The organism is Mesorhizobium sp. M0601, assembly GCF_040320845.1.
In the GTDB taxonomy this organism is placed as follows: Bacteria; Pseudomonadota; Alphaproteobacteria; order Rhizobiales; family Rhizobiaceae; genus Mesorhizobium.
In genome coordinates this window covers 162,285-185,662 of record NZ_JAMYQK010000001.1, presented here as the reverse complement: position 1 = coordinate 185,662, position 23,378 = coordinate 162,285, and the positions used below count along the sequence as shown (strand labels likewise).

The window sequence follows — 23,378 nt, the reverse complement described above, 5'->3', positions numbered from 1 at the left end:
GCATGAGCCGGAACTGGTTCCAGTCCACCAATGCCCGCGTCGCCGGTGCCTTTGCCGTCGCTGTCGCCTTGCATCTCCTTGGCACCTTGCTCATCCCGGGCTACTCCCAGCCGTTCGCCATCCGGGCGCTGCTGGTGATCGCCTCGCTGCTGGCGGTGGCATCGATCGGCCAGACCCTCGTCGTCATCCTGGGCGGTATCGATCTGTCGATCCCCTTCATCATCGGCTTTGCCAATGTCGTTGCCGCACAGCTCTACGGCGTCGGCTGGAATTTTGCTCTTGTCTGCGCGGTCGTCAGCGCGCTCGCCTTACTGATCGGGGCGCTGAACGGCCTGATCTCGCGCGGGCTCGACATCCACCCGCTGATCGTCACGCTCGGCATCGGCATGATTGTGCAAGGCGCCGTCCTGTTGTGGACCGGTGGTTTTCCATCCGGATCGGCGCCGCAAGCGGTTTCCGCCTTCGTTTCGATCGGCGGTTCGGTCGGACCGCTGCCGGTGCCGGGGCTGGTGCCATGCGTCGCGGTGTTGACCTTGCTGGTGGCGCTGGTGCTGGCGCGCACGCCATACGGCCGCCGTCTCTACGCCCTAGGCAGCAATCCAGGTGCTGCGCCGCTGGCGCTGATCGATCCGGTCCGCATGTGGACCGTGACCTATGCCGCGAGCGCCTTCTTCGCCGCCGCAGCCGGCGTGCTGCTGCTCGGCTTCACCGGCTCGGCCTATGGCGATGTCGGCCAGCCCTATCTGTTCCAGACGATCGCGGCAGTGGTGGTCGGCGGCGCCGCCCTTGTCGGCGGCCGCGGCAGCTATTTCGGCACCATTGCCGGCGTGCTGGTGCTGACGGAGATCAACACGCTGTTGATCGGCCTCGGCTTCCGGCCCTCGACCGTGCAGGCGGCACTTGGCCTGGTCATCGTGCTCCTGGTTTCGCTCTACGGTCGCGAGCGGCACGTGTCGGCGACGATCTGAGGCCACCTATTCGTTTGAGCCGCATTTGTGCGACGCCAAGTGATCCGTCACTTGGCTGCAAAATGCTCTACAAACGCCACAGCCGCTTGGCGTTGCCGGAGAGCAGCTTTTGCCGCTCATCGATGCTTGCACCGGCGAGCAGCGCGTGCGTTGCCGCCACCCAGGTCGCAAGCCCGCCGCCAAGCGTGCAGACCGGCCAGTCGCTGCCCCACACAACGCGGTCCCAGCCGAAGCATTCGATGGTGTGCTCGACATAGGAACGCAGCGTTTCGACAGTCCAGGATCCGGCATCCGCATAGGCGACCACACCGGAAATTTTGCCGACGACGTTCGGGCGCCGCGCGATCTCCGCCATGTGCTCGCGCCAGGGGTGCTCGGCACCACCCTTGATGTCGGGCACGCCACAATGGTCGAGCACGAACTGCACATCTGGCGCGAGGTCGGCGAGTGCAATCGCCTTGGGGATCTGGTGCGGCAGAACGACAAGGTCGAAGGTCAGGCCGCTGCCGGCAAGCCGCCTGATGTTTTCACGAAACAGCGCGCCCTCCGAAAGCTCGTCCGGCATGACGTGCAGCACGCGGCGAAAGCCTTTGACGAAAGGATCGGCGCGCTGGCGCTCGAGATAGGCGGCAAAGCCAGGCTCCTCGGGGCGGCAGGAGGCAATTGCCCCCCGCAGCAAGCTGGCCTTTTCCCGCGACAGCGCTTTGACACGGCTGGTTTCAGCCTCGATGTCGGCAGGATCGACATCGACCTCCATATGCAATGCGCCCTCGATGCCGGCGCGGCGGGCCTGGACTGCATATTCGTCGTAGGAGAAATCGCGGTTGAGTGCCGGCACGCCGGCCAGCCAGGGATAGCGCAGCGCGGACTGGTCGATCAGGTGCAGATGGGTGTCGAAGATCATGGTGGCGCGCTCCTCCTTGGCGACTTCGAGATCATCTCACGGAGAAATTCTTCATTCAAATAAGAATTCATCTCGATTGCTTGACGGTCGATCCCGCCAGTTGCGACAGCTTTTCGGTCGCTGCCAGCAGCAGCTCAATCGTCCTCGTAATGTCGGGCGCCTTGGGTGCGTTGACCAGGGTTATGTAGGGGATCGACAGCGCGGCGATCGCCCTGCCGTCCGAGCCGAGAACCGGTGTCGACAGGTTGAAGACACCGGCGGTCTGCATCGATGCCATCATCTCGTAGCCGCGTTCCCGGATCTGGTCGAGGCGGGCAAAGAACTCCGGCGATTGCGGTGGCTTGTCGGTGCTGCGCAGATGTTCTGAGATCATCATCTGCCGCTCTTCCGGCTGGCGGAACGCCAGCAGCACATGGCCGGAGCCGGTGTCGAACAGGCTGATATGCGAGCCGACGCGGATCGAGATGCCCCAGTAATCCGGCGCCTCCTGCTGGGCAATCACCACGGCGGAGCCGCGATCGAAAACGACGAGCTGGTTTGCCTGCTGCGAGGTTTCTGCCAGCTCGCGCATCAGCGGCGTCGCGTAGGAAACCAGCCGGCGCACCGGCGCGTGCAGCTGCGCCAGGCCAAACAGCTTGAGCGTCAGCGAATAACGGTCGCCATCCGGCCGCGTGACGTAGCCGCGCCGCACCAGCCGGTCCAGCATGCGGTAGAACTCGTTCGGACTGCGGTCGAGCTTCTTGGCGATTTCCGCCTGCGTCAGGCCGCCATCGACACCGGCCAGCAACTCGAGGATGTCGAGCCCCTTGTCCAGCGCCGGGGCTCGATAGCGGTCATCTTCCTCGTCCTCTGCCATTGTGGGCTTCTCCAGTGAATTGCACTTTTCATATACGCATAACGGTATTGTTTCCGAAAGAACTTTCGGCTTGACGATCCTGTAAATGTTTTGTTTGTATATGAATGAAGCTGCCGATCCGCCCTCGCTATGGATCGACGCGGACTCTTGGGAGGATACCGATGACGAAACTGTTTTGCGGCCTGTCGGCCGGCGTAACGCTGCTCGCACTGGGTGCGAGTGCCCTTGCTGCCGACCTGCCCGGCAAATTCGACGGCGTCACCATCGACGCCAAGCTGATCGGCGGCCAGCAATATGAAGGGCTGTACGCGCGCATCGGCGAATGGGAAAAACTGACCGGCGCCAAGGTCAACGTGATCTCGAAGAAAAACCACTTCGAGCTCGACAAGGAAATCAAGTCGGACATCGCCTCCGGCAGCATCAACTGGTGCGTTGGGTCGAACCACTCGTCCTTCGCGCCGCAATATCCTGATATCTACACCGATCTCAACAAGCTGCTGCCGAAGGAGGAGATCGACGCCTTCGTGCCGTCGACGATCAAGGCCTCGACGCTCGACGACAAGCTGGTGATGCTGCCTCGCGCGCAGTTCGACGTCTCGGCGCTCTATTACCAGAAGAGTCTCTACCAGGACGAAGCCAAGAAGGCCGCCTACAAGGCCAAATACGGCAAGGAGCTGACACCGCCCGACACCTGGGACGAGGTCGCCCAGCAGGCGGAATTCTTCGCCAGCCCGCCCGATTTCTACGGCACCCAGTTCGCCGGCAAGGAAGAGGCGATCAACGGACGCTTTTACGAGATGCTCATCGCCGACGGCGGCGAATACCTCGACAAGGACGGCAAGCCGGCCTTCAACTCGGAAGCCGGCGTGCACGCGCTCGACTGGTTCGTCAATCTCTACAAGGCCAAGGCGGTGCCGGCCGGCACCACCAACTATCTGTGGGACGATCTCGGCCAGGGCTTTGCCTCCGGCACCGTCGCCATCAACCTCGACTGGCCGGGCTGGGCAGGCTTCTTCAACGATCCGAAGTCATCGAAGGTCGCCGGCAATGTCGGCGTGAAGGTGGCGCCGAAGGGATCGGCCGGCATTCGCACCGGCTGGTCGGGGCACCACGGATTTTCGGTCACCGAAAACTGCGCCAGCAAGGAAGCCGCGGCGTCGCTGGTCTGGTTCCTGACCAATGAGGACAGCCAGAAGCTCGAGGCGGCAAGCGGCCCACTGCCGACCCGCACGGCGGTGTGGGACTGGGACATCCAGCAGGCGGCCAGCGATCCTTACAAGAAGGAAGTGCTGGCGGCTTTCCAGGAAGAGGCAAAGCACGCTTTTGCCGTGCCGCAGACACCTGAATGGATCGAAATCTCCAACGCCGTCTATCCCGAATTGCAGGCCGCCATCCTGGGCGACAAGACCTCCAAGCAGGCGCTGGACGACGCTGCCGCCAAGGCCACCCAAATCCTCGAGGACGCCGGCAAGCTTTGACCATTCTCCCAAGGGGGCGCCGCTCATCGAAGAGCGGCGTCCCCGAACTTTTTGCGAACCATGCGCAACACGCTTTGTCTTGATCCCGGCTGGCCGATGGCGGCCTTCGGTGTCCGGGCACCAACCAGAACCGGATCGCCATGAAAGGCTGGAGACCTTCGCCGCCATTGCTGCTCCTGCTGCCGGCGGTGATCGTTCTGGCGGCGGTGGTGGTGGTGCCGCTGCTGCTTTCGCTCTATTCCAGCTTCACGCCGTTCCGGCTGACCAGGCCGAAGACGTTCTGGGTCTTCATCGGCGCGCGCAACTACGTCGCCATCCTGACCAGCCGCGCTTTCTGGGTCGCCTTTGCGCGCACCGTGGTGCTGCTGACGGTGGCGCTCAACCTGGAAATGCTGATCGGGCTCGGGCTGGCCCTGCTGGTGGAGAAGGCATCGCGCGGCCAGCGGATCCTGCGCACCATCATGATGTTTCCGATGATGTTTTCGCCGATCCTCGTCGGCTTCCAGTTCAAATTCATGTTCAACGACAATATCGGCCTGGTGAACAACGCCCTGCAGGGGCTCGGCCTGACTGACCGCGCCATCCCGTGGCTGATCGACGGCAATCTCGCCTTCATTGCCATCCTGACCGCCGAGATCTGGTCGTCGACTTCGGTGTTCGCGATCCTGATCCTGGCCGGGCTGCTGGCGATGCCGCGCGAACCGGTCGAGGCGGCCCGCGTCGACGGCTGCACGCCGTGGCAGACATTCCGCTATGTCACCTGGCCGTTCATCATGCCGTTTGCTTTCATTGCCATGACCATCCGCTCACTCGACGTCGCGCGCGCCTACGACATCGTCAAGATCATGACCGACGGCGGCCCCGCCGGCCGCACTGAACTGGTCTGGACACTGGTCGCCCGCACCGCCTATGGCGACGCCAGGATGGGCCTGGCCAATGCCATGGCCTATTTCTCGATCCTGCTGTCGATCCTGTTCACCGTCTATTTCTACCGCAAGCTCGCCGCGGCGCGCACGCAGATCGCGGCGGAGTGGTGAGGATGGACCAGAACAGCCTGCATCGCGTCGGCAACAAAGCGCTCGGCATCGTTCACGGCATCGGACTGTTCCTGGCCATGCTGGTCATCTGCCTGCCCGGCATCTGGATCGTGCTGTCGTCGCTGCGGCCGACCGTCGAAATCATGGCCAAGCCGCCGGTGTGGATCCCGCAGCAACTCTCGCTCGACGCCTACATCGCCATGTTCAGCGGCGTCGGCCAGGGCGGCATTCCGGTGCTCGACTACTTCCGCAATTCGCTGATCATCTCGGTGACCTCGACGGTGATCGCCATCGTCATCGGCATGGCCGGCGGCTACGCCTTTGCGCGCTACCGCTTTCGCGCCAAGTCGGCGATGTTCCTCGGCCTGATGCTGACGCGCACGGTGCCCGGCATCGCGCTGTCGCTGCCGCTGTTCTTCGTCTTTGCGCGGCTCGGCATCATCGACACGCATTTCGGGCTGATCCTGGTCTATGTCGCGCTCAACGTGCCGTTCACCGTCTGGCTGATCGACGGCTTTTTCCGCCAGGTACCGAAAGACCTCGCCGAAGCCGCGCAGATCGACGGCTGCACGCGCTGGCAGGCCTTCTGGCAGGTCGAGTTTCCGTTGGCCGGGCCCGGCATCGCCTCGGCCGGCATCTTTGCCTTCCTCACCTCCTGGAACGAGTTCGCGCTCGCCTCGCAGCTGACGCGCTCGATCAACTCCAAGACCCTGCCGGTCGGCCTGCTCGACTATACGGCCGAATTCACCATCGACTGGCGCGGCATGTGCGCGCTCGCCGTGGTCATGGTCATACCGGCGCTCACGCTTACCTTCATCGTCCAGAAACACCTCGTCGGCGGCCTCACTTCCGGCGCGGTGAAAGGCTGACATGGCAACCGTATCGCTCAAGAACCTCACCAAAAGCTACGGCCCGGTGGCGGTGGTGCACGGCATCGATCTCGAGGTCGCCGACCGCGAATTCATCGCGCTGGTCGGGCCGTCCGGCTGCGGCAAGTCGACAACCCTGCGCATGATCGCCGGCCTCGAGGCGATCAGCGACGGGATCATCGAGATCGGCGGCCGCATGGTCAACGACCTGCCGCCGCGCTCGCGCAACATCTCGATGGTGTTCCAGTCCTACGCGCTCTACCCGCATATGACGGTGCGCGAAAACCTCGGCTTCTCGCTCAAGATAGCGGGCGCCGCGAAAGAAGAAATGGACCGTCGCGTCGCCGAAGCGTCCGGCATTCTCGGCCTCGACCAATTGCTCGACCGCCGGCCGTCGCAGCTGTCCGGCGGACAGCGCCAGCGCGTCGCCATGGGCCGCGCCATCGTGCGCGATCCCGACGTCTTCCTGTTCGACGAGCCGCTTTCAAATCTCGACGCCAAGCTTCGGACGCAGATGCGCACCGAGATCAAGAAACTGCATGCCAAGGTCAAGTCGACGGTGATCTACGTCACCCATGACCAGGTCGAAGCGATGACATTGGCGGACCGTATCGTCATCATGCGTGACGGTTTCATCGAGCAGGTCGGCACACCCGACGAGGTCTTCCGCCGGCCCCAGACACGCTTCGTCGCGGGCTTCATCGGCTCGCCGCCGATGAATCTGCATGAGGCGGTTGTCGACGACGGACAGTTGCTGTTCGCCAGCGGCGAGAGGCTGCCTTTGCCCAGCCAGTTCAAGGCCAATATCGAGGCCGGCGACAAAGTCGTGTTCGGCCTCAGGCCCGACGACATTTATCCGACCGGGCATGGCATCAGCTCCGGCGAAGACGTCGACGTCCACCAGCTGGAGTTGCCGGTGACCGTCACCGAGCCGCTCGGCAACGAGACGCTGGTGTTCGCCGAATTCAACGGCAGCGACTGGGTATCGCGGATGCTCAATCCAAAGCCGCTGAAAGCCGGCGACCGGGTCAAGATGAGCCTGGACCTGTCGCAGGCCCATCTGTTTTCTGCTGAAACGGGCAAGACATTGCGAGGTTAAAACCATGGCAAAGATCGAGAAAATCGAACTGCGGATGGTCGACCTGGTGCCGAAGGTCAAGCGCACCGATGCCATCCAGAGTTTTGTCAGCCAGGAAACACCGATCGTCACCATCACCGACGCCGACGGCGCGGTCGGCACCGGCTACAGCTATACGATCGGCACGGGCGGCTCCTCGGTGATGCGGCTGCTGGCCGACCACCTTGCGCCGCGGCTGATCGGCCGCGACGCCGACATGATCGAGGCGATCTGGCACGAGCTGGAGTTCGCCAGCCATGCCACGACGATCGGCGCGATCACGGCAATCGCGCTGGCGGCCATCGACACTGCCCTTTGGGACCTGCGGGCCAAGAAAAAGAGGCTGCCGCTGTGGAAGCTGGCCGGCGGCGCCAAGGACCGCTGCCCGCTCTACACGACCGAAGGCGGTTGGCTGCATATCGAAACCGAGGCACTGGTCGAGGATGCGCTGGCCGCCAAGGGCAAGGGGTTTCGCGGCTCGAAGGTCAAGATCGGCAAGCCGCACGGCTCCGAGGATCTTGCCCGGCTGACGGCGGTCCGCCGGGCGGTTGGAGACTCCTACGAAATCATGACCGACTGCAACCAGGGCTTTTCTGTCGACGAGGCGATCCGCCGGGCCGAGCGCCTGCGTGAACTCGACCTCGCCTGGATCGAGGAACCGCTGCCGGCCGACGACATAGACGGCCATATCCGCCTGTCGAATGCGACGTCGACGCCGGTCGCCGTCGGCGAGTCGCTCTACTCGATCCGGCATTTCCGCGAATATATGCAGAAGGGCGCGTGCTCGATCGTGCAGGTCGATGTCGGCCGCATCGGCGGCATCACGCCGTGGCTGAAGGTGGCGCATGCAGCCGAGGCGTTCGACATACCGGTCTGCCCGCATTTCCTGATGGAACTGCATGTCAGCCTGACATGCGCCGTTCAGAACGGCAGATATGTCGAGTATATTCCCCAGCTCGACGAGCTGACCGGCAAGAAAATGCGTATCGAGGACGGGCACGCATTGGCACCGGACGAACCCGGCATCGGCATCGACTGGGACTGGGATGCGATCAAGGCGAAGAGCATCGCGGAATTCACCATGGCGATAAAAAAATAGGAGGCGGACATGCAGCGAATGGGAATGGTGCTCGGCCTCAAGCCGGAGAAAGTCGCCGAGTATGTGCGGCTTCACGCCGCCGTCTGGCCGGACGTCCTCAAGATGATTTCCGCCTGCAACATCAAGAATTATTCGATTTATCTGAGGGAGCCGGAGCACCTTTTGTTCAGCACCTTGGAGTACCACGGCACCGACTATGCCGCCGACATGGCGAAGATGGCTGCCGATCCCACGACGCAGGAATGGTGGGCGCTCTGCATGCCATGCCAGGAGCCGCTGCCGACCCGCAAGGAGGGCGAGTGGTGGGCGTCGATGGACGAAGTCTTCCATTATGACTGATGACATTTTCGATCCTGCCTCGCTTTCCCAGGCCTGGGCACAGCCGTCAAAGCCCCGGCCGATCGTGATTTTCGGCGCCGGCTCGATCGTCGGCGATGCGCATTTCCCGGCCTATGGGAAAGCCGGCTTCCCGGTTGCCGGGCTGTTCGACCCCGACCTGGCCAAGGCGGAAAAACTCGCCTCGAAATGGGGCGTCACCGCTTACCGGTCGGTCGAGGAAGCTGCGTCAATCAAGGACGCCGTCTTCGATCTGGCGACGCCGCCGGCTCACCACGCCGGGGTGCTCAGGGCGCTGTCCGATGGTGCGGTGGCGCTGATCCAGAAGCCGATGGGCAGCAATCTCGCCGAGGCGACCGAGATCCTCGAAATCTGCCGCTCCAAAGACCTGAAGGCGGCGGTGAATTTCCAGCTGCGCTTCGCGCCGATGATGCTGGCGCTCAAGGATGCGATCGCCAAGGGCTGGCTGGGCGAAGTGGTCGATTTCGATGCATGGCTGGCGCTGGCGACACCCTGGCATCTCTGGGAATTCCTGTTGCAGGCGCCGCGCGTCGAGATCGCCATGCATTCCATCCATTATCTCGACCTGATCCGGCAATTGCTCGGCGACCCCAAGGGGGTTCACGCCAAGACGCTCGGCCATCCCGGCCACAAGGTTGCGCAAACGCGCACCAGCGCGATTCTCGACTATGGCGACACGGTGCGCTGTGCACTGTCGATCAACCACGATCACAAATTCGGTCGAAAACACCAGGCCTGCGAATTCCGCATCTGCGGCACCGAAGGCGCCGCTTACCTCAAACTGGGCGTCAACCTCGACTATCCGCGCGGCGAGCCGGACATTCTCGAAATCTACCCCAAAGGCGGCACGGACTGGATTGCGGTTCCACTCGTCGGCGCATGGTTTCCGGACGCCTTTGCCGGCCGCATGGCCAATGTCCAGCGCTACGCGTCGGGCGAGGACGCCGAGCTTGTCAGTTCCGTCGAGGACGGCTGGAACACCATGGCGCTGGTCGAAGCCGCCTACCGATCGAGCGCGGCGCCGGCAACACCGATAGCGGCGAGGCCCTGACATGGAGCAGACAGTCTATTTCGAGGACTACCGGATCGGGTCGTCGCGCATGACCAGCGGGCGCACCATCACCGAGACCGACTTCGTCGTCCATGCCGGCCATACCGGTGATTTCTTTCCCCACCACATGGACGCCGAGTTCATGAAGACGATGCCGTTCGGGCAGCGCATCGCCCACGGCACGCTGGTGTTTTCGGTCGGCGTCGGGCTGACGGCCAGCGTCGTCAACCCGGTTGCCTTCTCCTATGGCTACGACCGGCTGCGCTTCATCAAGCCGGTGTTCATCGGCGATACGATCAGGACCCGCACCACCATCTCGGCTAGGGAAGACGACCCGAAGCGACCCGATTCAGGCCGGGTCGTCGAGCGCTGCGAGGTGATCAACCAGCATGGCGACGTGGTGCTGGTCGCCGATCACATCTACATCGTCGAGCGTCGCGACAAGCCGAGCAGAGCCTCGACAGATGACGCTGAAACCTAAAGACAAAAAAACCGCCTTGCGGCGGGTCCTCGGTGAATCATCACCATACGCAAATTAGTAGCATAGCTGCCGGCACAAAGCAAGAACAAAATGTGGCAAACCGGATAAATCGCGACAGGTTGCGCTGCCCCTTATCGCCCTGCGAACCCCGACTTGCAGGACTTGGGTTCCGCGGAGCAGGCGGATAGAGGTGGTGCCGACATCGGGAATTGGTCATATCCGGTTGACCGGATATACAGGCTTGCCGCCGCGCAGGACCGATGCGACATCGGCAAACACCTTGTTGCGAACCTCCGCGTAAGACTGGGTCGAGTAGTGCGCCGCGTGTGGACTGACCAGGACGGTGTCCAGCGCCAGCAGCGGATTATCGGGCGAAGGCGGCTCCCGCTCGAACGTGTCGATGCCGGCGCCTGCCAGATGGCCGCGCCGGATCGCGTCCGCCAATGCGACCTCGTCGACCAGGCCGCCGCGGGCCACGTTGATGAGTATCGCCCCTTCCTTCATCCGCGACAGGGCTTGCGCCGACATGATGTTTCTGGTCTCCGGTGTCGCTGGAACGTGCAGCGAGACGATGTCGGCCCTGGCCAGCAACTCGTCGAAGCCGACCGGTTCGGCATCACCGGCCGCGATTCGCTCGGCCGGCATATGCGGATCGTAGGCGATGATGTGGTAGCCGAAGACCCGCGCCCGCTCGGCAGTCAGCCGCCCGATCTGGCCGAAGCCGATCAGGCCGAGGATCTGCCTGTCGGGCCGTGTGATGCCGGCGCCGTCGGTCATTGCAGCCCAGCGGCCGGCGCGCACCGCGCTGTCGAACTGCTTCAGCCTGCGCGTCAAGGCCAGGATCAGGGCCATGGCGTGGGTGCTGACTTCAACCAGATTGGCGTCCGGCACGTAGGTTACCTGAACACCGGCACGGCTGGCGGCCTCGACGTCGATCGAATCGAGCCCTACGCCGAACCGTCCGATGACCTTGAGCCCCTTCAGTTCCGCCAAAACGCGAGCCGTGATCGGCTCTCGCAATACCATCAATGCGTCGGCGTCGCGGCAGTGTTCGATCAGGGCATCTTCCGTGAGCAGCGTCTTTTCGACAAACTCGGCGTTCAAGCCGTCGAGGTAGCGCAGCTGCTCCTCCTCGACTGACAGCACACCGTCGGTCTTGATGATCTTCATGGCAAACTCTTGCTATGAGGCGCTGCGCGCCGAGGCGACGCCGGCGGCAAGGCCGGCCCCGAGAAACATCGTGTCGCTGGCCAGCATGTAGAAGCTGATGCCGTGCCGCGACCATTTGCTGACATCATCCGCCGAAGGGCGAAAGATGCCCACGGCCTTGCGGGCCGTGCGCGCCGCGGCCGCGATCCTCATAATCGCTGCATTGAGCTTTTCCTGGCCGGCCGGCCCCATGGCGTCGATCGAAACCGACAGGTCGCCGGGACCGATGAAGATCACGTCGACGCCGTCGACCTGGACGATGTCGTCGATGTTGGCGAGCCCTTCGGCCGTCTCGACCTGGATGGCGACCGTCAGGACATCGTTGGCCGATTTGAGGTAGTCCGGAATGCTGTAGCCATAACCGGCGGCGCGGCCCGGGCCGACACCGCGGGCGCCGACCGGCGGGTAACGGCAGGCCATGACCGCCATGCGCGCTTGCTCGGCCGTGGAGACGCGCGGTACCAGGACACCCGACGCGCCGGCGTCGAGCGCGGCGGCCATCCACTCCGGCGTGTGGCCGGGAACGCGCACCATCGCGGGAACCTTGTGGACATCGGCGGCGCGGATCAGATCCTCGAGCCGTTCGCGGCCGATCTGCGAATGCTCCCAGTCGATGCACAGGAAATCGACCCCGCTGGCGGCGGCCACTTCGACCGCCACAGGGTGCGGGATGGCGCAGAAGGTGCCGATGAGGCGATCGAGAGAGATACATTTCTTGCGAAAGTCGTACATGAAATCTCCAGAAATTTTCGGCGTCGGCAAAAACCTGTTTGCCTATGTGGCCCTTGACGAAGGATGCACGGCTTCCGTCGACATCGGAAAATGCCGGCTGCCGCCTGAAAACGGCGGGAAGGTCTTGTAGTCGGCGCGCATCTCCAGCCGCGCCGGCGATTGCAGCGCGTGCGTCAATGCAGCGGGACTGTCGAACATGACGCGATTGCGCTGCATATGGTCGATCCGCGGCCAGGGCAGCGAACCGCACCAATCCAGTCGCGACAGAACCTCGATGTGGCGAATGCCGGGGAAGCCCCGCATCAATTGCGGATGATGCGTCACATAGTGGTAGAGCCAGGCATTCATGTCTTCGGCCGGCCCGGGATAGTGGACAAGATAGCTGCAGGGGAGCCCGGACGTCTTGACGCCAGCGTCGTCGACGGGAAACGGACGCACGCACATTGCCTGTTGCGTCGGCCTCGAACCGGCGATGCTCGACAGCATACCAGGTGCGGCAAGCGCCTGCAGATGGCCGGACGGCGCCAGCGCCGCCTCCATGTCCGCCAGTTCGTCGAAATAGAGCTGGAAGCCGAAGACCGGCGGCGGACCATCGTTGTTGAACATGTCCGCCACTTCGGGCAGATAGATGTTTGCAAGCGCAAGGCCCGGCGTCGATGCAATCACACGCCGCACGGCGTCAACATCTTCGCCGGCGATGGCCAAATTTGCCTCGCGGTCATCATGGAAGAAAGCAAGATAGGCAAAGCGCATGTGGACACCTGCTGGATCGAGTTCGACTAGATCAAATTCGGAAGAAAGAGAGCGATCTGCGGAAAGAGGACAATCAGCAGGATCAGCAGAAGCGTCAGCGCGATGTAAGGCGCCGCAGCCATGGCAACCGTCTTGAGCGATGTGCCTTTCGGCGCAACGCCGATCATGATGAACAGCAGCAGGCCAAACGGCGGCGTGGTGAAGCCGACCTCGTAGGCGAGCAGCAGGATCAGCCCGAACCATACCGGCTCGTAGCCGAATTGCTGGGCGATCGGCAGGAAGATCGGCAGCGTGATCAGCATCATCGAGACCTGATCCATGAACATGCCGAGCAGCAGGATGACGAGCACCATCATGAGCAGCATGGGATACGGTCCAAGATCGTAGCCGACGATGAACTGGATAAAGCCGTTGGAGGCGCCGGAGAAGGCGAATATCTGCGAGAACGTCGTCGAAGCCGAGATGATCAGGAAGGTCATGCCGGTGACCTTCATCGCATCGTCCAGCGACTTCCAGACAACCGACCAGCTGAACCGCCGGTAGACAAACAACAAGGCGAAGACAGCGGCACAGCCGAGGCCTGCCGACTCGGTCGGGGTCGCTATTCCAAGGATGATCGTGCCGACCACCATGAACACGATGACGCTCATCGGAATGATGTTGACGGCGACCGCCCTCACCTTCTCGGCCGCGGGGACGGCGGGCACCGGATAGTGCGGAGCGGCGTCCGGATCGATCTTTGTCTGCGCGAAGATCAGCGCCGCGTACATGAGAACGAGCAGCAGTCCCGGCAGAGCCCCCGCTATGAGCAGCGCGCCGACGTCGATCTGGGCCAGCGAGCCGAGCAAGACGGCCAGCGAGGATGGCGGGATGATGACGGCAAGGCTTCCGGCGCCAAGCACCGGGCCGTAGGCCATGTGCGGCTTGTAGCCCCGCTTCAGCATCTCGGGCACCATCAGCGAGCCCATCATGCCGGTATTGGCGAGGCTCGAGCCCGACAGCGCGGAAAAGATCGTGCCGGCGGCCAGCACGACATAGGCGAGGCGTCCGCGCAGATTGCCGATGCACAGGTCGAGCGCGTAGACGACCTTCTCGCCGAGGCCGGAGCGGAAGAACAGGCTGCCCATGACGAGAAACATCGGCAGCGGGGCAAGCGCGTAGGTCGAGACAGCGTCGGAGAAGTTGGCGACCATCTGCGTCACGCCGATCGAGCCGCCGAAGAACAGATACAGCCCGATCACATTGGTGACGAAGAACGCGAAGGCGACCGGCAGCCCAAGGCCCATCAACACCAGGATGGTGCCAACGAGCACGGCGAATGGAAACAGCCAGGCCACCGGTCAGAGCCCTTCCATTTCCAGCGGATCGAGCGTGTACAGCGTGTCACGGCCGAGCAGATATCTGAGCCATTCCAGCGCCGAGAGATAGAAGGCGAGCATGATGGGCAGAAAGACCAGCCATTTCGGCATATCGAAGCTGCGCGTTTCGTATTCGCCGCCCGCAACGGCACTTGTCAGCGAAGACAGAGCGACGCTGCCGAGGTAGAGGCTGACGCCGATGCAGGCGAGATAGACCAGCTTTTCAAGCACCACCCGTGCCCGCACCGGCAGCGCCTGGCGCAGGAACTCGACGAAGACATGGCCCTTGCTGTGGACCAGCCAGGGCATCGGCAGGAATGCCGCGTAGAGCAGGCCGTATTCCGTCGCCGACACCGCCCAGGCAAGCGGCCTCAGGCCCAGATTGCGGACGCACACATCAGCAACCACCGCGACGATGATGAGGCCAAGCACCACTTTTGCCGCCGCCGCCAACGCAAGGCTCAGCTTCCCAATCGCTGCAAACAATCTGTCCATGCCCGACGACCCCCATGTCCACCTTCGTCCTCTTGGCCCAGCTTTGATGGAGGGCACGCAAGGCACCCTCGGCTCGGGCTACTGGAAGAATTTCTTCAACTGATCGATGTTGGTGGGATCGCGTTTGGCCATTCTCGCCCAGCTCGCCTGCGTGGCAGCCGCCAGGAATTTGTCGCGGCCGGCGCCGGTCAAGCTGATCACCTTCTGCCCGCCGTCGATCATCGCCTGTGCCTGTTTTTCGGACTGGGCAAGGTTGGCGTCATAGCTCGCGCGCTCGTATTCGACGGCCGTGTCGGCAAGCAGCTTCTGCGCTTCGGGCGACAGCGTGTCCCATTTGGCCTTGTTGATCGAGATCAGCACGTCGGTTTTGAAGAACTGCGGGTCGACACGGTATTTGGTGAATTTGTCCCAGCCGAACGACGCATAGCCAAACACGGTATACGCGTTGGCATTGACGACGCCGCGCTCGAGCGAGGTATAGACATCCCCCGGCGCTTGCACGATCACCGTTGCGCCCAAGGATTCAAGGAAATCGCGGTAGAGCGGCGACGAGCGGATCTTCAGACTGCCCCAGTCGATGCTGCCTTCGCTGTTGAGCTTGGGTTCGTCGACGGTGAAGACGTTGAAGCCCGAGCCCGCGTCGACATGCGCCAGCAGATGGGCATTGGCCTTCTTCTCGAAAATCCCGCTGATGAAGTCCCAGCCGCCATTGTCGCGAACCTCCCACGGCGTCTTCGTCGATGCGGAGAAAACCTCGCCTTCGGGCACGAGTTCGAGGAACTGCCCTGCCGGTGTGTCGATCACATCGATCAGGCCGCTCCTGAGCGCCGCGCCCTGCTGGATCGGCGGAATGACCTCCGGCCCGCCACGGACGTTGATCTGGACCACGCCCTTGCCCTTTTCGTTCACCTTCTGAACGAACTTCAGGAAGCTCTGCGCGTAGCCGTTCTGCGTCGGCGTAAAATGCACGGCGTTGAGGACGACCTCTTCGGCCGCGGCGCTACCCGCCACACCCGACATGAGTGCAGCCAGAACAAGGGATTTCCAAATGCGCATTGCCATACTCCCTTTGATAGTTCGTCCATGATCGGGTTCGATCTAAAATTGCAATCGCCGCGCCGCCGCGTGAACGGCGGTTAGTTGGCATCATCTCCTACTGTCAGGAACCGCCCATGCGCGTAGAAGACCGGCGATCGATGAGCGCGGTCCAGCGCAACGCCCGACACGATGCCGATGACGATCATGTGCGATGCCCGCACGATGATTTCGGCCACCCGGCATTCGAATATTGCCCGTGCGCCGACAAGCAAGGGCGCGCCGGTTTCGCCACGCACCCATGATCCGGACGAGAACCGCGCGGCGCCCTTGGCTTTGGTCATGCCGCCAAAGGCACGTACAACGTTCTCCTGGTCGCCGGCGGGAAGATTGACCGAAAACGGCAAACCTTCGTGAATGACCGAGGCAAAGGTGCTGCCGCGGTTGACACAAGCCAGCAGCGACGGCGGCTCGGCGCTGAACGAGCAGAGAGCCGTCGCCGTGATGCCGCAAAAACCGATCTCGTCATGTTCCGACGCGAGGATGGCGACCGAGCCCGCCACGGCCCGCATAGCCTGCTTGAACGCGCGCGGATTGATGGAGTCGTGCCCATCCACCCACGGCGTCGGAATGGCGGCCGCCGGCATCAATTTACTCGAAGCCCGGCCTGGCGCATCAGCGGCAGCACGCGGTCGCAGAAGAAGGGCAATTCGTAGGTGTAGTTGACGAATGTGAGGGCGGCGCCGGAATAACCCTGTTCCATGATCTCGGTGAGGTCGTCGACGATCTTTTCCGGCGTGCCGATGAGCGGGAACGTCCCGGCACCACCGGCGAACCTTTGCCGATATTCGGTGAAAGCCTTCGCATCGTGCGAGTTCGCGAATTCCTTCTTCTTGCGCATGTGCTCGTCGACCGCACCCTCGTCCGCGCATTCCAACGCGTAGTGCCGGTAGTAATCCTCGGCTTCCTGCTGGGTCTCCCGGCAGACGACGTGACAAACTGTACAGACGCCGACTTCGCGCCCGACTTCGGCCGCGCGGTTGGTGATGTCGACCACATGCGCACGGCCGTCGGCAATTTCGGAAAACGTCGAAAACAGATAATCGCAGTGGCGCGCTGCGTAGTTGCGCCCCGGCGCGCCGAAGGCGGCGTTCATGGTCACCGGTCGCGGCGCCTGCAGGCTTGGCGGCCGGCTGACGACCCCCTTCAGATCATAGAACTCGCCGCCGAAGTCGAACGGCTCCCTCGATTGATAGGCACGCACGATGATGTTGATCCATTCCTCCGCTTGATCGTAGGTTCGATCGCCGACCGTCTGCCCGAACATCGCGAACTCGTCGGGGTTCCAGCCGCAGACAATGTTCAAGCCGGCCCGCCCATTGGAGATGTGGTCGACCGTCGCCAGCGCTTTTGCAGCCTGCAGCGGATGAACCAGCGGCACATGCACCGTCATGAACAGGCCGATGTTTTCCGTGGCGACAGCAAGGCCCGCCGCCCAGGTGAAAGTCTCGAACGACCATTCCCGCACATGCGTCAAACCGCCGAAGCCGCGCCAGCGGGCGATCGGCAGCAGAAACTCGAGGCCGGCGCGGTCGGCGATGCAGGCGGAATTGAGGTTGTCCTCCCAGCGGGCACGCCAGCGCTCGGGGACGGTAGTCATTGCCAGGCCGCCATCGGCGTTCATTGAAAATACGCCGAGCTTGAACCTGTTCGGCCCTTTCAGCGGGTGCTGCTTCCTGATCATGCTTTCCCCTGCCGCGACATGCCCTCACCTTCACCGTTGGAGTTTTGAAACGGTGGGCTAAGCTTCATGAAACGCTCCTCGGCGTTCTGAATGAAGTGGGTCATGCGGTCGTAAGCGGCGACGGCGTCGCGCTTGACGAATGCCTCATAGATTGCGCGCATGCCGGCAACGATGACGGCCTGCGTCGGCTGGTGCGACAGCGTCCTTAAGCGCACGACGAGCACATGGTCGGCGAACCTTGCAATCGTTTGGGAAAGGCGCTCGTTCTCGACGGCGCCGAGCCAACAATTCCTGAATGCCGAATTGGCCTGGAAAAAGCGGTCGGCATCGCCGGCGGCGGCCGCAGCCTCGGCCTCCCGAAGCGCGGCTGCCAGGGTCTTGAGGCCAGCGGCGTCAAGTGTCCGTGCCGCGTGCGCGGCGGCCCGTGGCTCAAGCAGGCGGCGGACCTCGAAGATGTCGGCGACATCCGTCGCGGTAAGCGTGGGCAGGGTGAAGCCGCGTGTCGTGCCGACGAGATAGCCCTCATGCACCAACTGCATCAAGGCGTCACGGACAGGCATTCTGGAAATGCCGAGCTGGGCGGCAATATCGACATCGACGAGCTTCTGGCCAGGCGCCAATTCGCCATGCTGTATCGTCAGCCGGATTTGTTGATAGACCTGGGCACGCAGATTGCCATCGCCAACCCGTTTGAGCTCTATCGTTTCCGTCATCCACGCCTTCCCATGCGAAGATTTCGTATATTGTTTGAGGCTGTGTTCTCGCAGTCGTGCCGTTTGAAATGCAGCCACGTGTCGGCAGAAATCCACCTATCAGCCATGTTCCCGGCTCAAGTGGAGCATAGGCTGGATCACCTGGCAAGATGTTTTAAGTTTATAATGTATACTGTTTGAGTTCGCTGTCCGGAGGGCAATGGATCGCGCCATCCGTGCTGCCGCGCCGCGCCACGGCGGGGACAGCTAACGATCCGCGCGGTTCGGTAAAAAACGTACAGACGTTTTTCCGTGACACATCGAAGTTGACGGATTTAACTAAAATTACTTGCGATCTGCGCGCGCCGGCACGCCCACCCCGATCCCTCGCCGGTACGCATTACTGGATCGCCCGCCGTATCGAAAGGTGCGGCGGGCTTTTCGTTTCGTTTGGCGGGGAGGCGCTTATGCGAGACTTGCCCAGGAATATCGACGCCGACGTCGTGATCGAAATCAGCAAGCTGCTCGACGACCGGGCGAAGTCCGTGCCGGTGCCGGTGCACAAGCTGGCGGCGATGATCCGGCTGGGCGTCGAGACGCGTCTGACCGATCACTCCATCGAAGAACTGATCGTGGAGATGGCCGCGACGCGGGGGCTTCCGATGCTGTTCGACTTGCCGGTGGTCGACAACGTCGTGCCGATTGCCTCGGCGCGCCGTCCCCGCTGACACTTCGCTCGAACCTCACCGATCGTCGCGTCGCCGGCCGACTTCACTTGTCCTGATGCGCGGACCGGGTGTCGCCTTTCTTTTCGGGGTCGTGGGTATGGTGGCTGTCGTGTTCGCCGCCGCCGCCGGAAACCTTGCTGTGGCTGCGACGGTCGGAGTCGGCCGGCGGCTTTTCGACGCTCAGCGGCTTCTTGGCGTTTTCGTGCGCGGCGCCGGGACCGCCCTGGCGGATGCTGGCAGGAGTCTTCTTCGACGTGGACATGACCTAGCGATCCTGGACGTTGCCTTGATGGGTGGTGTTGACCTTCGTATTGCCTTGCTGGCCCTGCTTGTCGGGATCCGGAACGGCTGATTGCGGTGCCTGGTCGGCTGCTACCGGTTTTTTGTCACCGGTGCCCTTTGGGCTCAGGTTCTTCGGCGGCACAGGGGGAGGTTTTGTGCTCATGGCGTGTCTCCTTCCGTCACCCAAACAAGCGGCTCGGGAGAAAGGTTCCCGATGGCCCGGTCCGAACGGCAATTGCCGCGAATAGCCGGGCCCGCAGGCGGTGGCTTGGCCGGCGGGATCCAGGATTATTTCTTGATGATGTTTCCGTTGTTCAGATCGAAGGCCTGGGCACCGAACGCCTGCCTGAAGAAATCCTCCTGCAGATCGCCCCATTCGCCAAGATAGGCGCCGCAATTGCTGCAATAGATCGGCGTCGAATCCTTCGGGTTGTCGGGAATTTCCATCAGGATCGTCCCGCACGCCTTGCAATCGAGCTTGTCATCCAAACGGCGGCCCATTGGCCTATAATTGCGCGTTTTCGGCCGCGCGCCAATTGTCGTATTCGTACGAAACTGCGAACGGTACGTTTTCCACCTCCAAGCGGGCAGCAGGCTAGCGGTCCGCCGGATTTCCGAAAGCGGGATCGCGCCGCCTCGAATACCTTCCCACCCGCGGCAGCTCGTCTGGAAAGTCGACCCAGGGAAGCCTCATGTCCCAATATGCGTGGGCCTGCGGCGGAAACCGTTCGGGGTGGTCGAGAAAGCCGATCGACAGATAGAGTTCGTCGGGCAGGCCCTGGTCGACATAGCCGATCGATGTTCCGCAATCCGCACAGAAGGACCGGAGCACGCCGGGGGTTTTCGAAAAGGTCTTGGGCGTGCCGGTGAGCAATGTGAATTCGGAAGGCCGATAGCCGACCCACACCGTTAGCGGGCTTCCTATCGCCTTGCGGCAGTCGTCATCGTGATCGGAGCAAATCCAGAACGGCTCGCCGCGCATCTCCGCCGTTATGGCGCCGCAAAAACAGGACCCCGTTTCAGTTCGTGGCATTACCTGCCTTCATTGCTGACCTCACTCATTGCTGGCCTGGCATTTCGGTATTTTCCTTGGGGTTCTTCTTGATGCCGGCGGCAGGCGAGGTATCGGCCGGAGCATTGCCACCCTGGTTCTGTTCAGGGGCTCTTTTGAGCGGCGAAGTTCGCCAGCCCATATCGCCGTACAAAAAGCCGATGAGAAAGCCGACGATGATGATGGCCGAAATCACCATCGCAATTAACGCGTTACGTCGCTCCATTTCGCGCGGCTCCTTTCTTCGGGCCGAACAAACGATGGCGGAAATGGTTCCGGCGAGACGGTACGGACCCGGCCCGGAACATTCAGCCTTACGGCGGGTTCTTATGCATGCTCTTCTTACAGGGAGTGGCTCGCATGAAACCCGCCGTAACCGATCGCATCGAAACCAAGAAATACGACCACCCGACAGGCGGCTGGGGATCGCTCAAATCCCTGGTCCGCAAGGCGCGCGGCGAAGGCCTGCTGTTGTCCGGGATATGGAGCACGCTGCTCAAGCAGAACAAGGCCGACGGCTATATGTGCGTGTCTTGCTCATGGGCAAAGCCAGCCCAGCCGAGGCCTTTCGAATTCTGTGAAAACGGCGCCAAGGCGACGATGTGGGACCAGACCAAGCTGCGCTGCGAACCGGCTTTCTTCGCCGAGCATTCGGTGACGGAACTGCTCGATTGGCCGGACCACGATCTTGAGAAGCAGGGCAGGCTTACCGAGCCCATGCGCTACAATGCCGCCACCGACCGTTACGAGCCGGTTTCCTGGGACGATGCATTCCGCGACATCGCTGCCGAACTGCGGCGGCTCGATCCCAAATCGGTGGTGTTCTACACGTCCGGCCGGGCCTCGCTCGAGGCCTCGTTCGTGTACCAGCTTTTTGCGCGGATCTATGGCTCTTCGAACCTGCCCGATTCGTCCAACATGTGTCACGAATCGACCTCGGTCGGCTTGCCGGAATCGATCGGTTCGCCGGTCGGGACCGTGCAGCTCGAAGACTTTGCGAAATGCGACATGATGTTCTTCTTCGGGCACAACACCGGGGTGACGGCGCCGCGCCTGCTGCATCCGCTGCAGGAGGCACGTCAACGCAACGTGCCCGTCTTCACTTTCAATCCCTTGCCCGAGCGGGGACTGAAGCGCTTCAAGAATCCGCAAAACCCCCTCGACATGCTGTCGCCCGGACCGGGTACCAAAATGTCCAGCGACTACTTCCAGGTTCGTTCGGGCGGCGATATCGCCGCGATGACGGGTATCGCCAAGGCGTTGCTGGCGCTCGACGACGACGCCCGCGAAAGCGGCAGGACGCGTGTCCTCGACACGGCTTTCATCGCCGAACACACGCATGGCTTCGCCGAATTCGAAGCCTTCCTGCGCAAAACCCAGTGGAGCGATATCGTCGCGCGATCCGGCATTGCGCAGACCGACCTGGAGCATGTCGCCGAGGTCTACAGCCATGCCAACGCGGTGATCGGCAATTACGGCATGGGCTTGACCCAGCATCGGCACGGCACCGAGAACGTCCAGATGCTGTGCAACCTTTTGATGCTGCGCGGCAATATCGGAAAACCCGGCGCCGGCATTTCGCCGCTGCGCGGCCATTCCAATGTCCAGGGGCAGCGCACCGTCGGCATATCGGAAAAACCCGAGCTCGTCCCGCTCGACAAGTTCGCCGAATTCTACGCCTTTGAACCGCCGCGCGAAAAAGGTCTCGATACGGTCGAAACCTGCGAAGGCGTCATCGACGGATCGGTCAAGGGCTTCGTCGGGCTCGGCGGCAATTTCGTGCGGGCCGTGCCGGAAACCGGCCTGGTCGAGAAAGCCTGGCGTGGGCTCGACCTGCATGTCGAGATCGCGACCAAGCTCAACCGCAGTCACCTGGCCGCCGGCCGGGCAACCTATTTGCTGCCTTGCCTGTCACGGCTGGAAAGAGACCATCAGGCAAGCGGCGACCAAAGGGTGTCGGTAGAGGATTCCACCGCCTGTATCCACGGCTCGTTCGGATCGCGACCTCCGGCTTCGCCGCATCTGCTTTCAGAGCCCAGGATCGTCGCCGAACTCGCCAAGGCCACGGTGCCGGGCAGGAGTTCGATCCCATGGGATGAGTGGGTTGGGGATTATTCCCGCATCCGCGACGAAATCGAGCGCTGCTACCCCCAACATTTCCGCGACTTCAACGAGCGTTTCCTGACGCCCGGCGGCTTCCATCGCGACATCAAGGCGAGCAAGCGGGTGTGGGAGACGCCGAACAAGAAGGCCAATTTCAAGCTGCCAAGTGGCCTTGAAACCGATCCCGACATCGATGTCGCCGGCGATGATGTGCTGACACTGATCACGGTGCGCTCCAACGACCAGTTCAACACCACCGTCTACGGCTACAACGACCGGCTGCGCGGCATCAGCGGCACACGTATGGTGCTGTTGATGAATGAAAAGGATATCCAGCGCCTCGGTTTGAGCGCGGGACAGGAGGTCGATCTCGAAGCCAACGCGCGGGACGGTGTGGAGCGCCGCGTGCACGGACTGCGCATCACGCCTTACTCGGTGCCGGAGGGAAATTGTGCCGGTTACTACCCCGAGCTCAACCCGCTGGTTCCTTTGTGGCACAGAGCCGAGAGGGCTCATGTTCCGGCGGTCAAATCGGTACCGGTGCGGATATTGCCATAGGCGTTCGTCGTTCGCGGCAGGCACGCACCACGCCGATGTGACCTGGCGCGACTTTCAATCGCGATCTCAGCCGGCTCGCGCGAGTTCATCCACGGCATTCAGGATCGCACTCTGGCTCGCCGGCTTCTGCACCATCCTGCAAGCGCGGAACCCGGCTGGAATTTCGCGTTCGCCATACCCGGAGAGGAAGGCGAACGGAACACCGCGCATCCGTAACGCTTCCGCGATCGGATAACTGGTCTCGTCGTTCAACTGGATATCCAGCAACGCGGCGTCGATCCCGCCTTCGCCAACGAGCCGGAGTGCCGCCGTTACCGACGAAACAGGTCCAACCACCTGATGGCCGGCTTTGCGCAGGTAAGCCGCCGCGTCGTCGGCGATCAGCCATTCGTCCTCGACGATCAGCACACGCATCTTTCCG

The 23,378-nt window shown here is 62.5% G+C and carries 28 protein-coding genes; 11 read left to right on the top strand and 17 right to left on the bottom strand.

What is annotated here, in order from left to right:
* Nucleotides 1–2: 2 nt before the first annotated feature.
* Nucleotides 3–968, top strand: coding sequence for an ABC transporter permease (locus NKI41_RS01000; RefSeq protein WP_352472915.1), 966 nt, complete (start codon nucleotides 3–5; stop codon nucleotides 966–968).
* Between the two features lie 67 nt (nucleotides 969–1,035).
* Here the strand turns inward: NKI41_RS01000 and NKI41_RS00995 are convergent, their stop codons facing one another.
* Both NKI41_RS00995 and NKI41_RS00990 read right to left on the bottom strand, forming a co-directional pair.
* Nucleotides 1,036–1,872, bottom strand: coding sequence for an amidohydrolase family protein (locus tag NKI41_RS00995; protein WP_352472914.1), 837 nt, complete (start codon nucleotides 1,870–1,872; stop codon nucleotides 1,036–1,038).
* A gap of 67 nt (nucleotides 1,873–1,939) precedes the next feature.
* Nucleotides 1,940–2,728, bottom strand: a complete 789-nt coding sequence (locus NKI41_RS00990) for an IclR family transcriptional regulator (protein WP_352472913.1) — start codon at nucleotides 2,726–2,728, stop codon at nucleotides 1,940–1,942.
* 161 nt (nucleotides 2,729–2,889) lie between these two features.
* On the opposite strand from NKI41_RS00990, the gene NKI41_RS00985 reads away from it, so the two are divergent.
* The 8 genes from NKI41_RS00985 (at nucleotide 2,890) to NKI41_RS00950 (ending at nucleotide 10,217) form a co-directional block, all read left to right on the top strand.
* Complete coding sequence (locus NKI41_RS00985) at nucleotides 2,890–4,206, top strand: type 2 periplasmic-binding domain-containing protein (RefSeq protein ID WP_352472912.1); 1,317 nt, start codon at nucleotides 2,890–2,892, stop codon at nucleotides 4,204–4,206.
* 140 nt (nucleotides 4,207–4,346) lie between these two features.
* Nucleotides 4,347–5,243 carry a carbohydrate ABC transporter permease gene (locus NKI41_RS00980; RefSeq protein ID WP_352680961.1) on the top strand — a complete coding sequence of 299 codons (897 nt, stop codon included), beginning with the start codon at nucleotides 4,347–4,349 and terminating at the stop codon, nucleotides 5,241–5,243.
* Between the two features lie 2 nt (nucleotides 5,244–5,245).
* Complete coding sequence (locus NKI41_RS00975) at nucleotides 5,246–6,112, top strand: carbohydrate ABC transporter permease (protein ID WP_352451567.1); 867 nt, start codon at nucleotides 5,246–5,248, stop codon at nucleotides 6,110–6,112.
* Nucleotide 6,113: 1 nt separating this feature from the next.
* Nucleotides 6,114–7,211, top strand: coding sequence for an ABC transporter ATP-binding protein (locus NKI41_RS00970; RefSeq protein WP_352472909.1), 1,098 nt, complete (start codon nucleotides 6,114–6,116; stop codon nucleotides 7,209–7,211).
* A gap of 4 nt (nucleotides 7,212–7,215) precedes the next feature.
* Nucleotides 7,216–8,328, top strand: a complete 1,113-nt coding sequence (locus tag NKI41_RS00965) for a mandelate racemase/muconate lactonizing enzyme family protein (protein ID WP_352472908.1) — start codon at nucleotides 7,216–7,218, stop codon at nucleotides 8,326–8,328.
* 9 nt (nucleotides 8,329–8,337) lie between these two features.
* On the top strand, nucleotides 8,338–8,667 hold the full coding sequence (locus NKI41_RS00960; RefSeq protein WP_352472907.1) for an L-rhamnose mutarotase: 330 nt from the start codon (nucleotides 8,338–8,340) through the stop codon (nucleotides 8,665–8,667).
* Entirely contained in the window at nucleotides 8,660–9,736 is a 1,077-nt protein-coding gene (locus tag NKI41_RS00955) for a Gfo/Idh/MocA family protein (RefSeq protein WP_352472906.1), read from the top strand. Before NKI41_RS00960 ends, NKI41_RS00955 begins: the two co-directional genes overlap by 8 nt.
* 1 nt (nucleotide 9,737) lies before the next feature.
* On the top strand, nucleotides 9,738–10,217 hold the full coding sequence (locus tag NKI41_RS00950) for a MaoC/PaaZ C-terminal domain-containing protein (protein ID WP_352472905.1): 480 nt from the start codon (nucleotides 9,738–9,740) through the stop codon (nucleotides 10,215–10,217).
* Between the two features lie 213 nt (nucleotides 10,218–10,430).
* Here NKI41_RS00950 and NKI41_RS00945 read toward each other — a convergent pair whose 3' ends face one another.
* The 9 genes from NKI41_RS00945 to NKI41_RS00905 all read right to left on the bottom strand — a co-directional run bounded on the left by NKI41_RS00945 (nucleotide 10,431) and on the right by NKI41_RS00905 (nucleotide 18,256).
* A complete protein-coding gene (locus NKI41_RS00945; protein ID WP_352542034.1) occupies nucleotides 10,431–11,387 on the bottom strand; it encodes a C-terminal binding protein in 957 nt (318 codons plus the stop codon).
* A gap of 12 nt (nucleotides 11,388–11,399) precedes the next feature.
* Nucleotides 11,400–12,158 carry an HpcH/HpaI aldolase family protein gene (locus NKI41_RS00940; RefSeq protein ID WP_352472903.1) on the bottom strand — a complete coding sequence of 253 codons (759 nt, stop codon included), beginning with the start codon at nucleotides 12,156–12,158 and terminating at the stop codon, nucleotides 11,400–11,402.
* Between the two features lie 42 nt (nucleotides 12,159–12,200).
* Nucleotides 12,201–12,911 carry a hypothetical protein gene (locus tag NKI41_RS00935; RefSeq protein WP_352472902.1) on the bottom strand — a complete coding sequence of 237 codons (711 nt, stop codon included), beginning with the start codon at nucleotides 12,909–12,911 and terminating at the stop codon, nucleotides 12,201–12,203.
* Between the two features lie 26 nt (nucleotides 12,912–12,937).
* A complete protein-coding gene (locus NKI41_RS00930; RefSeq protein ID WP_352472901.1) occupies nucleotides 12,938–14,248 on the bottom strand; it encodes a TRAP transporter large permease in 1,311 nt (436 codons plus the stop codon).
* A 3-nt stretch (nucleotides 14,249–14,251) separates the two neighbouring features.
* The gene (locus tag NKI41_RS00925) at nucleotides 14,252–14,764 is read right to left on the bottom strand and encodes a TRAP transporter small permease (protein WP_352472900.1); all 513 of its coding nucleotides are present in this window, start codon (nucleotides 14,762–14,764) and stop codon (nucleotides 14,252–14,254) included.
* Nucleotides 14,765–14,842: 78 nt separating this feature from the next.
* Nucleotides 14,843–15,820 (bottom strand): TRAP transporter substrate-binding protein DctP, encoded by a 978-nt coding sequence (dctP, locus tag NKI41_RS00920; RefSeq protein WP_352472899.1) that lies wholly within the window; start codon nucleotides 15,818–15,820, stop codon nucleotides 14,843–14,845.
* 80 nt (nucleotides 15,821–15,900) lie between these two features.
* On the bottom strand, nucleotides 15,901–16,446 hold the full coding sequence (locus NKI41_RS00915; protein ID WP_352472898.1) for a flavin reductase family protein: 546 nt from the start codon (nucleotides 16,444–16,446) through the stop codon (nucleotides 15,901–15,903).
* Nucleotides 16,446–17,540 (bottom strand): LLM class flavin-dependent oxidoreductase, encoded by a 1,095-nt coding sequence (locus tag NKI41_RS00910; RefSeq protein ID WP_352472929.1) that lies wholly within the window; start codon nucleotides 17,538–17,540, stop codon nucleotides 16,446–16,448. The genes NKI41_RS00915 and NKI41_RS00910 overlap by 1 nt, the downstream gene beginning before the upstream one ends.
* Nucleotides 17,540–18,256: a GntR family transcriptional regulator gene (locus NKI41_RS00905; RefSeq protein ID WP_352472897.1), complete on the bottom strand. Its 717-nt coding sequence runs from the start codon at nucleotides 18,254–18,256 to the stop codon at nucleotides 17,540–17,542. The genes NKI41_RS00910 and NKI41_RS00905 overlap by 1 nt, the downstream gene beginning before the upstream one ends.
* 215 nt (nucleotides 18,257–18,471) lie before the next feature.
* On the opposite strand from NKI41_RS00905, the gene NKI41_RS00900 reads away from it, so the two are divergent.
* Nucleotides 18,472–18,963, top strand: a complete 492-nt coding sequence (locus NKI41_RS00900) for a hypothetical protein (protein WP_352472896.1) — start codon at nucleotides 18,472–18,474, stop codon at nucleotides 18,961–18,963.
* Nucleotides 18,964–19,006: 43 nt separating this feature from the next.
* Here the strand turns inward: NKI41_RS00900 and NKI41_RS00895 are convergent, their stop codons facing one another.
* From NKI41_RS00895 to NKI41_RS00875, 5 genes are all read right to left on the bottom strand, one after another.
* The gene (locus NKI41_RS00895; RefSeq protein WP_352542035.1) at nucleotides 19,007–19,225 is read right to left on the bottom strand and encodes a hypothetical protein; all 219 of its coding nucleotides are present in this window, start codon (nucleotides 19,223–19,225) and stop codon (nucleotides 19,007–19,009) included.
* A 3-nt stretch (nucleotides 19,226–19,228) separates the two neighbouring features.
* On the bottom strand, nucleotides 19,229–19,408 hold the full coding sequence (locus NKI41_RS00890; protein WP_352472894.1) for a hypothetical protein: 180 nt from the start codon (nucleotides 19,406–19,408) through the stop codon (nucleotides 19,229–19,231).
* Nucleotides 19,409–19,533: 125 nt separating this feature from the next.
* The gene (locus tag NKI41_RS00885) at nucleotides 19,534–19,692 is read right to left on the bottom strand and encodes a hypothetical protein (protein WP_023716639.1); all 159 of its coding nucleotides are present in this window, start codon (nucleotides 19,690–19,692) and stop codon (nucleotides 19,534–19,536) included.
* A 148-nt stretch (nucleotides 19,693–19,840) separates the two neighbouring features.
* Nucleotides 19,841–20,278, bottom strand: a complete 438-nt coding sequence (locus tag NKI41_RS00880; protein WP_352472893.1) for a GFA family protein — start codon at nucleotides 20,276–20,278, stop codon at nucleotides 19,841–19,843.
* 25 nt (nucleotides 20,279–20,303) lie between these two features.
* Entirely contained in the window at nucleotides 20,304–20,522 is a 219-nt protein-coding gene (locus NKI41_RS00875; protein WP_352472892.1) for a hypothetical protein, read from the bottom strand.
* Nucleotides 20,523–20,656: 134 nt separating this feature from the next.
* Here NKI41_RS00875 and NKI41_RS00870 point away from each other — a divergent pair, with 134 nt between their 5' ends.
* Entirely contained in the window at nucleotides 20,657–22,957 is a 2,301-nt protein-coding gene (locus NKI41_RS00870; RefSeq protein ID WP_352472891.1) for an FdhF/YdeP family oxidoreductase, read from the top strand.
* A gap of 66 nt (nucleotides 22,958–23,023) precedes the next feature.
* On the opposite strand, the gene NKI41_RS00865 is transcribed toward NKI41_RS00870, so the two are convergent.
* The gene (locus NKI41_RS00865) at nucleotides 23,024–23,371 is read right to left on the bottom strand and encodes a response regulator (protein ID WP_352472890.1); all 348 of its coding nucleotides are present in this window, start codon (nucleotides 23,369–23,371) and stop codon (nucleotides 23,024–23,026) included.
* Nucleotides 23,372–23,378: the final 7 nt, after the last annotated feature.